Here is an 11,919-nt window from a genome sequence, read left to right on the forward strand (position 1 = left end):
AAAAAGAGATAGGGGAAACCGCCCCCTACCTCACTCAACAAAGCCTACAGCTGATACACAATCGTTGGATTCACCGCGATATTCGTGACACCCTCCTTGCGTGCCTGCCCATAGGTTGCACTAAACGTATAAGAACCAGATAATAACTCCTTGCTGATCTCACCATCTACGGTAGTGCCAAAAGCACGCCAGCCACCTGCATAATAACTCACAACACCGCCACTGACTGGATTCCCTTGGGTATCCTTGAGTTGAACTTTGACATTGATCGTCTGGTACATAACAACAGCATTCGTCTCCGTATTCTGTACCTTTTCGATATGTGTTCCTTCATAGTTCATATCGAATGTGTAGGAACCCGCGAACAACTCTTTGCTGGTTTCCCCATTGCCCGTTACGCCAAATGACCGCCAGCTGCCTGCATAATAGTTTGCGCTGCCTCCGCTGAGCGGGTTGCCTTGGCTGTCCTTCAGCTGCAGCTGCACATTGACCGTCTGGAACACTACTACCGGATCGCTTGCGATGTTTTGCAGCTTCTCTCTATGCGTTCCTTCATAATTCATGTCGAACGTATAGGAGACTGGAAGTAACTCCTTGCTGATCTCACCGCCACTCGTAGTACCAATCGTGCGCCAGCTTCCTCCATAGTAGCTCGCGCTCCCGCTGTCGAGCGGAGCGCCTTGACTATCCTTCAGCTGCAGCTTCACATTGACTGTCTGGAACACAACAACATTGTCAGTTCCCGTATGCTGCACCTTCTCTTTAATGCCACCTTCATACGTCATCGCAAACGTGTAGCTTCGGCTTGGCAAAGATTTGCTGGCAGATCCCGAGGCATCCGTCGTACCAAAGCTCTTCCAGCCTCCATCATAGTAACTGACTTGCCCTCCGCTGATCGGATTCCCCTGACTATCCTTCAATTGAACTCTCACCGCCGTTGAAGCAAGAGTAAAGCCAAGCACTTGAGGGATTTCTACATTTCCAGCGACATCAGTCGATTTGTAAGTTAGGCTTATTGCGCCTTGTTTATCAAACGTAACAGGCGCTGTATACAGCTGCCAAGTCGCGCCGTTATCCAAGCTATATTCGGTTTTCGCCACACCTGAGGCGTCATCACTGCTGGTCAATGTGACCGTGACCGGACCGTTGTAAACCCCATTCGGCCCATCTGGCTGTGAAGGTGATTGGCTTGCTGTTGTAACTGGAGCCAGTCTGTCAAGGTCGCTAACGGTAACGGTCAAAGTGTTCGTTCGAACGGTCTGACCCTCTAAAGTGATGTCAGCGTATAGATTCGCTACGCCTGTTTTTAGCGCCGTCACCTGGTTATAAACAGCTGAGATAACGGTCGGATCACTGCTGGTTAGCGTCACTTTGGCTTTGGCCAGAATAGCCGGCTCGCCGTTGACTAGAACACCGGAGGTTGTGACAGGCGCATTTTGCCCTATTTTTAACGCAGCACTCTCCATAGATATAGATCCTTGATTCAGTGGCACAGGCAATTTAAATAACATTGGCCCCGATGTATAGTACAAACTGCCATCTACACCCAAGTCGAACAAATTCGTCTGAACATCCACTAACTTGCGATACTTCATAGTGGCAGGCGAGAATGCGGTTATATAACGAGCAATGTTCGTGTAGAGCAGTCCATCTTGCCCCCAGCGCAAGTAGAAGGATCTCCATGTGCTGCCACCGCTCGCACCCGGGTAGATCAACTGGCTTTTGATCACGGCATTGGTTTCAGAATTCATCGCATAGACAGCAAAAATGTCTCCGCCTTCCGCCTCTTTCCCCCATGCGCCCCCCCACAACAATCCGTCGGGTCCAAATGACAGGCCGCCAAACAATCTCGGTTTGACAAGTCCTGGAATAACAGGGGTAAATTCTTCCGTCTTGTGATTTGCCGCTACGTTCCATTTGAACAATTTAGCTGCTGCTTCGGGAGAGGTCACGGTGCCAAGGCCCCCATCAATGGAAGTACCTCCGTAGACAATGCCATTCTTATACGCAAGCGCGCTAATGGTTTGATTTTCTACAACATGACGTGTTGCTGTCCATTGATTGGTCGTCTCATTATAGATGGTCAAACTGCCGCCAAAATTGCCATAGCCAGGTACGGTTCCGATAAACAGGTGATTATCACCGGAAGCAAATGCGTAAGGACGATCTTGCAGATTAGGAATCGTATAAACAAGGCCAGGATTGTTCGTCGGTGTTTCTCCATAGTTATACGGCTGGGTTGCATCGTAGCGATAAATGCGGGCTCCGCCATAAGCACCGAAATAGGTTTTGCCGTTCAAAAAGCCCATTTCCTCAATTTGATGAGGCGACTTTGGCATCGATGATTGCAGATCATAGCTCTGCGTTGATTGATTGAATATGCTCATTCCATCTATAAATCCGCCTAGATATAACTTACCGTCCGGTGCAGCCGCAAGGCTTTGAACGTTTACCCCATCCTTGGCCATGTCAATTTGGCGGGTCTCGATGGAATTATCATTGGGATTAAAGATCGTATACTTCCCATTATCTAGAAATGAGACCAGCACTTGACCTTTGCCTGGCATGGTAACCCAATCCATCGCTTTGGTTCCAGCTGCGGGAAGCGTATCTTTGGCTGTCACAGCTTCTACGGTATGCGTAGCAACATGATAAACCCAAATATTGTTCGATGTTTTGTTGCGATAATATAAGGTGTTTGCATCATAGGGAGATGGAGGCGATATCTTGCCGTCGAATGCTTCAGGCGTCATATAGCCGATTTGACGCTTTACTTCCAGCGTTTGTTCATCCACAACCGCAAGCGATGTCCCATGCGTGATGTACAGCAGACCGTTATAGACGGCAATGTTATGAACAAAATCGTCATTATTCGTGAATGGCAGCGTAATCTCTATCTTCTCATCTGTCGTCCTGTCAACACGGATCAAATGTTTCTTCGAACCAATACCTACATACAAATACTTATCGCTAACGCCAGCTCCCCTGGCGTACTGTTCAACGTCGTGCATACTGCCCAAATCCGCGAACAAGCCTGTATGTATATTGTAGGTGAATACCTTGGCCTTCGGATAGGTAGATCCATAGATAAGACCATCGCTGCTTGCATCCAAATCCCACAAGAAATCATTAGAAGGATTATCGCCTAGGAGTGTAATCTTCTTCAACACGGGATCATACTGCCAAAATTTACGATTAGCCGTTGCCCCGAAGTATACTTTATGATCGGCCGCAACCGTTACGGCCCAAGTTTCAGTCGTTCCCGAAACTGACTCCGAGAAGTTGATAGCCCCTGTCGCAGCATCAACGGCATAGAAAGTTCCTGGAGCTCCGTTAGACAAAAAATAAATCTCATTATTGCCGATCGCACCGCCTAGCGATGTCGCTGTAAGCGTAGCTTTGCCCAGATTGACGGGGCTGCCATATTTAAAGGGCATCACAAGCGCCTCTCCTTTGTAGGTGAACGAAACATCGTCGAAATAGGCTTTACTCAAGCCAGCCACACCGGAGTACAATAAAATTTTCGCTTTCGTCGCCTTTTCTGGCGCTATCCCTTCTAATCTAAGCGAGTTCCACGCATTCAGCGGCGCACTCAGTGAAACCGAGGAAGTCCCAATTTCAGCATTGGCTGCATTATAGAATTTGATATAAAGACTCACTCCGCCTGATTCCACATAAACGCTGGCTTTTGCTTCATACCTGCCATCCTCATGCACGGCAATAGCTTGTGTATTCAGACCAATCGCTTTATCGAGATAGATATCCTCAAGAAGCAAGCTGGACAATCCGCTTTTTTGCTGCAGCTTGCTTACAGAAACCGTTCCTGCCGGTGTGCCTGCGAACAGCTCCCAACCTGGGATTGCGCTTCCTGTAACCGCATCTTCAAATCCAGGATTAACCACCGCCATTTGGTCGGCAACACGATAGAACTGCACCTCGTCCATATAGGCTTTCATCAGAACTCCCGTTGAACCATACAGAAAAACTGTTGCATAGGCAGCCCCTTCCGGTGCGGTCCCCTGAGCCTGAATATCCAGCCATTTATTAAGGGGAGGTGCTGTAAGCGTATAGACGGCTTGTTTATTCAGCGGCTTCCCATCGGCGCCATACCACCGAATCCAAAGTGCAGGCTTTCCATCGAAACTTTCCATGTAAAGCTTCACTGCCGCTTCGTACGTCGCCCCCGCAGTAACAGCCATCTTTACGCTTTCCGCGCCCATCGCAGGCGATTCTTCTTTACTTATTTTCAAACTTCTATTTCCTGCAAATGGAGTTGTATCCGATAGAGATAGCCCCTTTTGCGCCCCAGAGGAAAAATACCCCCAGCTCGGAATCTTCCCTGCGACCAAATCTTGCTCAAAGCCAGCATTCGGCACCGGAATGACTTCAGCCGCCACTGCTGCTTTTACATGCGTGGGCAAATACAGCGCCAAGATGAGCAAAGCCAATAAGCCCAATAACCATTTGGAAAACATACTTTTATCAACTATAGAGTTAAACATTCTCATCATCCTTTTTTAAAAATTCTACCTGAGCGGTAGTAGGCGTTGTGACAGACCTCCAATTTGTTAGCGCTTACATTATTTGCGCAAAATAAAGGAACCCTTTGACCAGACATGGCGCATGCACGTTTAAAATGAGAATAGTTGCCTATTGGCGCACACGCTCATGGCTGGTGTGAAGATTAACTCGTACTGGGGATTGTAATGTGTTCCTTCTCCGCTTCTCTTTCTTGTTCCTTCCCGTAGTTTACGAGAACACCAAGCACATCCTGTGGAGACTCACGCAGTAAATCGTAGGCCTCTACCATCGTAGATAAAGAAATTTCATGGGTTATTAAAGATTGAATTACAATTCTTCTTTCCGCCAATAAACGAATGAACTCCGTCATATTGCGGCCCTCTGTCCAGCGTACATAGCCAATCGGATAATCAACCCCGTTGCTCTCGTAACTCTCGTTATACCTGCCTGGACCGCCAGCTCGCGCGATAAGCACCTGTGCCTCTTTGGCAAACATCAACTCGCGATTGAAGTCCATTTTGAGATCGCCGACAATAACCACCTTCCCTCTGTCGCGAATCCAATGCAGCGCCTGATCAATCATGCCGGGATTAGCTCCACTGGCGCATAAAATCACGGCATCTACACCTTGGTGCTGCTGGATTGAATCAATTGCACTGCTGACATCGCCTACACTAGCACACACATGAGCGGCACATGTTTCCTTAAGCTTGGCACAGCGTTCCGCTAACAAATCAAGCCCGATGACCCTATTGCCAGAAACATCTGCGATCTGACAGACGATTTGTCCCAGAATGCCAAGTCCGACCACAACGACGGATTCACCTAAGCGCAAGTCAGCTTGGCGCAGCGCATGAATGGCAATCGCTCCGAGTCCGACGAAGGAGGCCTCTTTGGAGCTGCATGTCTCGGGTATTGGCGTAACGAGATGCTTAGGCACAACCAATACTTCGGAATGGTTAACAAATGGCGCGCCATAGCAAGCCACGCGTTGTCCCGCCTTGACGTGAGCAACACCTTCCCCCACCTCACGGACGATGCCCATCGCACTATAGCCAAGCTGCATCGGCTCTTCATTCATCATCCTTTTGAGCAGCAGTTCCGTACCTGAACTAATCGCGGAATAGACGGTCTCAACGCGCACATGATTCACAGCGCTGGATGGTTCGACTACATCTATAACATCAACTTTACCTTTCAGGGAAATCACTGATTTCATCGATACCCTCCTTTTCATTGGTATATATCTGGATCATATAATCCATGTTAAGTCATATCAAAACCACTGTCAAACCTTTTTTATCGGTATAAACTGATTTTTTTGCAGGAACACACGATGATAAGAACCAAATAAGTATCAGAATCATTCATAGGCTTGACCACAATTAGAACTCAGAACCGAGTTAGTTTCACCCGTTCCGATATCTAACCGCAAACCTCGTCTGGCCCGCCTTGCTTCGCTCTACAATCGTGGGAATATGCTCCACTTTACTGATGTCTGCTACGCCTTTCTCGTTTGTGGTTACAGTTAACGACAAAATCAATCCCTCGACGGTGCTCGTAGATTTCGTCAGTTTTGACGACACGAAATTCCCCAAAGATGACGCCGCGACTCGCGTTCGCACCTGACCGTAAATATCTTTCATAACGGTCTGCGTCACCGGATGCAGGACATGCGGATGTGCCCCCACTACCACATTCGCACCTTGTTTGAACAAAAATCGGATTAACTGCTTCTGCTCACGCGACGGGGAAGTTTGGTACTCTTTGCCAAAATGAAGGTAGACTAGGATGAAATCCGTCTTATTTTTCAGCTCGCGCATGTCCGCTGCCATGATCTTGGGATCCAGACGATTCACTAGCCAGCGCTGCGATACAGGGATCGCATTGGTGCTTTTGGTATAGGCCAAGATGCCGACCTTCACATCTTTAACTTTCATAATCAGCTGCCTCTTCGCTTCACGCATGGAACGAGCTGTCCCTGTGTGCGCGAGGCCTTGTTGATCTAGGATACGCAAGGTACGCTTGAGTCCGTTAATGCCGCCATCCATGCAATGATTGTTTGCCGTTGTGACGACATGAAATCCCGTGCTTTTCAACGTTGCTGCAAATTCATCAGGGCAATTGAAAACCGGATAGCCAGTTTTCGGATTTCGCCGTTCTCTCGGACAATTGCATTTGGGACGTATCCCCAAAGCACCTAACTGCCTTTTGCCCGAAAAGGTCGTTTCCAAATTGCCTATCGTCAAATCATGCGCCATGAAAGTTGGTTTAACCTCTTCCAAAATAGCATCAAACGCATAGCCTTCTGCTTGCTTGCAAGAAGCAATGATCTCACTTTTCATCAGTAAATCCCCAACCGCGGCAATCCTAATTTCAGCCATCACCTCACTCCTCTCTTGAGCACATTATTCAGCGAGAGGCGCTGATGTTTGCAAAATGGGCGTAAGAAGGAACAGCGCTGCATATTCAGCGTTCTTGCCTCCATCAATTTAACTCCACCATCTTCATTCCACCAATTACTCATTTCCCCATTACTCTCCCACCATCCTGATCGGGAAAGAAATAAGCACCTTCTGTTGCCCTATTTACCCGGATCGAATAAGAAAAACGGCTTCGCCGCTCTGAGAGATCAGTCTCTTATTAGCGACAAAACCTGTTAAGGGAACTGGAGGACGCTATTTTGGCAAATAGCAGGGATACTGAGGTATTAGCGGAACTACAGGGTCTTATATCCGCCAAAAGCGCTGAATTTACCCATGAAACAGCAAAATAGCGGACTGTAGTTCCCTCACCCCCGCGATAATGGCACTTTTGGCCCGAATAGCGTACCATAGTTCCCCCCGCGCGAGGCAGATGGATCAACACTGCGCTGCAAAAAAAAGAACAGCCGAGTTTCCTCGACTGTCCTTCCATTGCACAACGCACCCTAACCTTCGCCCCTAAACAAGCCTTCAGGCAGCTTGCCATCCCAGTCCCCGGGAATGGGGAGCCCCAATGCATGCAAAGCGACGGCTGCCGTGTCCATAATCGTCAGACCGGCCAGATCTGCATTCGCAGCAACGCCTGGCCCCCGGCATCCCCAGAATATGGTCATATCGCCCGGCTGATCGCTGCCGTGATCGAATTCATCCACTCCGCCGCCTCCGTGGTCAGTCGTTATGATAATGAGGCTTTCCGCCAGCATGCCAGCGTCCAGCAGAGTTTGGCAGATTTCACCGATCTGTCCGTCTGCCTGCGAAATCGCAAGCAAGTGTCCCTCCGAACCATACCCATGCCGATGCCCGGCCGCATCTACGTCGTCAAGCTGCACGAACAGCAGTTCAAGATCTGGCGTGGAACGAATATAAGCGGCTATGGCAGGAACCAACGCTTCGTCGGGTGCAGCAAATTTATGCACCGACTCATTGTTCTCAATGACACCGCTCTGGATCGGACGCCAGCAAACGAAAGAAGCCATCTTGCTATCCGGTTTTGCCTCGCTAAGTATTTGAAATAAGGACGATGTTGGCGAAGATATTGGACGTTCGTTGTCCATTTTGATATGCAAATGCGATTCATGCTTCTCCGGCAAAACCCCATGCAGCAGGGAACCCCAGCATTCCCCGCTGTTCGAAGGAAAGACCGTTTGGGCACGGTCGGTTTGTGATCCCTCCATAAGCAGCGCATCTATGTGCGGTGTAGGGGCTTGTTTGACGAAAGCTCCCGCTCCATCAATACCCAAAATGATAACTCGTTTGATTGCTGAAGTTGATGTCATTGTGCAGACCTCCGATTACGTATTATCCTAAATCCGGTGTATCTACCAACTCAACGACAGCCTTATCCGTATGGTGCAATTCGAACACAATGATTTCATTGCGGCCTTTTTTCAGTAATGGCGCTGGCAGGTACAGCGTCTTTTGAGGCCCTTGTTCCCAATAACGTCCCAAGTTAAACCCGTTGATCCACACCACACCCTTGGACCAGGCATCCAAACGAACAAAGGTGTCCCCAGCCTCTTCCACCGTGAACTCCCCACGATAAAAAGTTGGACGGGCCTGCCCTTCAACTTCTACCGCTTGGCGCCCGAATGGAATCGATGCCGGATTGTCTAGTGGGAGTGGATATATCGTCCAATCAAACAAGAATTGATTATTCATCCGCACACCTTCGGTAATGCCTTTATGATCCTTCAATTTCGGGCCATAATTAACACGTCCCATGTTCTCGACGAGAATATCCAGCTTCGCTCCGCCAGCAGGAATGTCCAGTGGAAGTGGACGTTCATCCCATCGTTCTACCACACCTTGATAAACGCCGTCCAAGAAAACAAGGGCGCGATCATGAACTTCTTGCAGGCGAAGCATCTCGCCCGTGCGTGGTCCAGACACCTGCGTGGAATACACAATGAAGCCATAGTCTTGACCGAGTTTCTCCATTGGCTCCGGGTACGTTCGCTTCACAGGCTCCGAAAGCTCAGCTAAATGATGGAGCAAATCCACCTTCTCAGTCAACGCAATGTGTCCGTAGCTTTTCTTCGCAATTGGCTCAGGCATCGCTGGGAAATCCTCTATATCCTTGCCCAAATAGTTCGCAATCACGGTGCGTATAGCCCGATATTTCTCCGTTACATCCCCGCACTCGGATAATGGCGAATCATAATCGTAGCTCGTAATTGTCGCTTCATACTTATCATGATAATTGGCTCCATTATAGAAACCGAAGTTGGTTCCGCCGTGGAACATATAGAAATTCACAGACGCGCCGGCACGAAGCATTCGGTCGAACACATCAGCCACATCATCGGCAGCCCGCGTATGGTGCGGTTTCAACCAGTGATCGAACCAACCATTCCAATACTCCATGCAAAAAAGCGGTTCATCTCCACGGTATTCACGGAATTTCTCGAACGCTTCTTCCGGCTTAGAGCCGAAATTGACTGTCGCCAATGTACCGGGAACAGTGCCGCCTTGCAGCATGCCATCCTCAGGGCCATCTGAGGTAAACAGCAAAACATCCACACCTCGTTTAATCAGGCCATCCCTTAAATAAGTCAGGTACTCTGTGTCGTTGCCGTAGCTGCCATACTCATTCTCGATTTGCACGGCCAGGATAGGTCCGCCATTCGTACTCAGTAGTGGAGTCAGCCGGGGAATCAGCTCATCATAGTAGCGATCCACTTTTTGCAGGTACCGCGCATCCATACAGCGGAATTTCATGTTCGAGTCTTGCAGCAGCCACGCCGGCAACCCGCCAAATTCCCACTCTGCACAAATGTAGGGACTCGGCCGCACAATGACATGCAGCCCTAAATCGCCAGCAATTTGGACGAATCTCTCTACGTTGGCAAGTCCCTCGAAAGTAAACACATTTTCCTGAGGTTCATGCAAATTCCAGGGCAAATAAGTTTCGACTGTGTTGAATCCGCAAGCTTTCAGCTTGAGCAAACGATCTTCCCAGTATTCCGGTACAACGCGGAAATAATGAATCGCTCCCGATATCAACTGAAGAGGTTCTCCATCCAATAAGAACTGTTTATCTTTTGCTTTTAAAATTGCCATATAAATCCCTCCGGATTAAGAATGCGATTGGTTGTTGTCTCCTCTCATCATCGCTGAAAAGACATGGCCGCTCAATCTCCAAATGGAGCATTTTCTATACCAAATGTGCCATTTCAATGGTATGATGAAAAGAACCATTTGAACCCTAGGGAGGGATTTGCTGTGGAGGATTTATATCGGTTTCCCAACATCATTCATACCCTGCAAGTCGTAGGCTGCCATTTTGGACGCAAGCCCCCGGGATGGGAATATCCGCGGCATCATCATCATTTGTTTGAACTGCTTTACTGCCAAGAGGGACAAGTTACGCATGACATTAATCGTGAAACTGTAACCATGAAGGCAGGTGACTGGCTGCTGATCAAGTCCGGGGTCCGTCATCAATCTTCTAATTCGTCTGCGCTCGATTATGGCTATTTCAATGTGCATTTTGATCTCGACGATACAGAAATTCGCAGTCTGCTGGCAGCAACGCCTTATCGGCATATTCCACAAAAGGCAGCCGCTGAGAGCAAACTCCTGCATTATGTAAAAGAGCTGGAATCTGTCATGCATAGGAATCTCGCCAATGCCGAAGAAGCCCAGCTTCACTTACGCTTTGAGGATAAACTGCTGCTGCAATCCTACCTACTGCTCATCATTCATGATGTGCTTGATCTAATACGGGGGCATGCTGCCTCATACAAACAAAAAAAAACAGCAGTGTCAGATAAAGATGCCTCTTTATTCGCCGCTGATGTCGCGCATGCAATTGAAGAAAAGCTATCAAGTGGGCTTTGTGAGGAAGCGACCGTCGCCGGGATCGCCAAAGAGCTGAATTTGAGCCGCAGCCAGTGTACCAAGCTATTCGCCAAAGTGTATGGCCTGTCGCCGCGTCAGTACGTGAGCCAACAAAAGTTGAAACTAGCCAAAGAACTGCTGGTCACAACCCATTTGCCAATGACAGATATCGCCGACAAGCTTGGCTTCCAATCAGCCAGCCACTTCTCGCGGCAATTCCGCCGCTGGACCGGTCAATCGCCAAGCGAGTTCAAGCCCAAGCACCAGGTCGCTCAGCAGCCGCTATCCGAAATCAGTCACTGATCAACACTTCAATGCCGAGTGTCTCAATCGCATCAATCCATTCTTTGGAACAGCCGGAATCGGTAATCACCATCGATATTTCTTCGAGTTTCGACACGCGGGCAAACGTAGACATCCCGAATTTGGTATGGTCCGTTACCAGAATGGACTCCTCAGCTCGCTGTATCATTTTGCGCGAAACAATGGCTTCCGCCAGGTGAAAGTCGGTTATGCCGTCAGTGAGTGAGATACCTCCAACGGAGATAAACGCCTTGTTTACTTTGAACTGGTCCAGCATTTGATCCGTAAGAGAGCCTGCAGCTGCTTGAAACTCCATATTGATCTCCCCGCCAACGAAGATGATTCTTCCACGGAACGTTTCCATGGCCAGATTGAGAATCGGGACAGAATGAGTGATCAACGTAATATTCGTACGATCCTTCAAATAAGGCATAATCTCAATCGTCGTCGTGCCGTTATCCATCATGATCGTTTCACCATCCTGAATTAACGAGGCAGCCAGCTTGCCGATCGCCGCTTTCTCCGCCTTCATCATTTGAGCCCGCTTCAGAAAAGGCGGCTCCACAAGCTCCAGACGCATCTTAACCGCACCGCCGTAAACCTTGCGAAGCTTTCCTTCCTTCTCCAATCGGTCCAAATCACGCCGCACGGTTTCTGTAGAAACCGCAAGCATCTCTGAGAGATGATGCACTTGGACCTTCCCTTCCATCTCCAACTGATTCAGGATCGTCATCCTGCGATCTTCATATGTTAATGACATTTGGGCCTTCCT

General features: G+C 48.8%; 7 protein-coding genes. 1 reads left to right on the forward strand and 6 read right to left on the reverse strand.

The window, feature by feature from the left end:
• Nucleotides 1-44: 44 nt before the first annotated feature.
• The 5 genes from LOZ80_RS27235 to LOZ80_RS27255 all read right to left on the reverse strand — a co-directional run bounded on the left by LOZ80_RS27235 (nucleotide 45) and on the right by LOZ80_RS27255 (nucleotide 10,064).
• Entirely contained in the window at nucleotides 45-4,502 is a 4,458-nt protein-coding gene (locus LOZ80_RS27235) for an OmpL47-type beta-barrel domain-containing protein (RefSeq protein ID WP_238167605.1), read from the reverse strand.
• Between the two features lie 182 nt (nucleotides 4,503-4,684).
• Nucleotides 4,685-5,740 (reverse strand): zinc-dependent alcohol dehydrogenase, encoded by a 1,056-nt coding sequence (locus LOZ80_RS27240; RefSeq protein ID WP_238167606.1) that lies wholly within the window; start codon nucleotides 5,738-5,740, stop codon nucleotides 4,685-4,687.
• A gap of 190 nt (nucleotides 5,741-5,930) precedes the next feature.
• Entirely contained in the window at nucleotides 5,931-6,905 is a 975-nt protein-coding gene (locus tag LOZ80_RS27245; RefSeq protein WP_238167607.1) for a CapA family protein, read from the reverse strand.
• Nucleotides 6,906-7,450: 545 nt separating this feature from the next.
• Nucleotides 7,451-8,281 carry an alkaline phosphatase family protein gene (locus tag LOZ80_RS27250; protein WP_238167608.1) on the reverse strand — a complete coding sequence of 277 codons (831 nt, stop codon included), beginning with the start codon at nucleotides 8,279-8,281 and terminating at the stop codon, nucleotides 7,451-7,453.
• Between the two features lie 22 nt (nucleotides 8,282-8,303).
• On the reverse strand, nucleotides 8,304-10,064 hold the full coding sequence (locus LOZ80_RS27255; RefSeq protein ID WP_238167609.1) for a glycoside hydrolase family 35 protein: 1,761 nt from the start codon (nucleotides 10,062-10,064) through the stop codon (nucleotides 8,304-8,306).
• Between the two features lie 162 nt (nucleotides 10,065-10,226).
• Between LOZ80_RS27255 and LOZ80_RS27260 the strand changes: the two genes are divergently transcribed.
• Nucleotides 10,227-11,147 (forward strand): AraC family transcriptional regulator, encoded by a 921-nt coding sequence (locus tag LOZ80_RS27260; RefSeq protein WP_238167610.1) that lies wholly within the window; start codon nucleotides 10,227-10,229, stop codon nucleotides 11,145-11,147.
• On the opposite strand, the gene LOZ80_RS27265 is transcribed toward LOZ80_RS27260, so the two are convergent.
• Nucleotides 11,137-11,907, reverse strand: a complete 771-nt coding sequence (locus tag LOZ80_RS27265) for a DeoR/GlpR family DNA-binding transcription regulator (RefSeq protein WP_238167611.1) — start codon at nucleotides 11,905-11,907, stop codon at nucleotides 11,137-11,139. The genes LOZ80_RS27260 and LOZ80_RS27265 overlap by 11 nt on opposite strands.
• Nucleotides 11,908-11,919: the final 12 nt, after the last annotated feature.

This window comes from Paenibacillus sp. HWE-109 (assembly GCF_022163125.1).
Taxonomy (GTDB): domain Bacteria; phylum Bacillota; class Bacilli; order Paenibacillales; family NBRC-103111; genus Paenibacillus_E.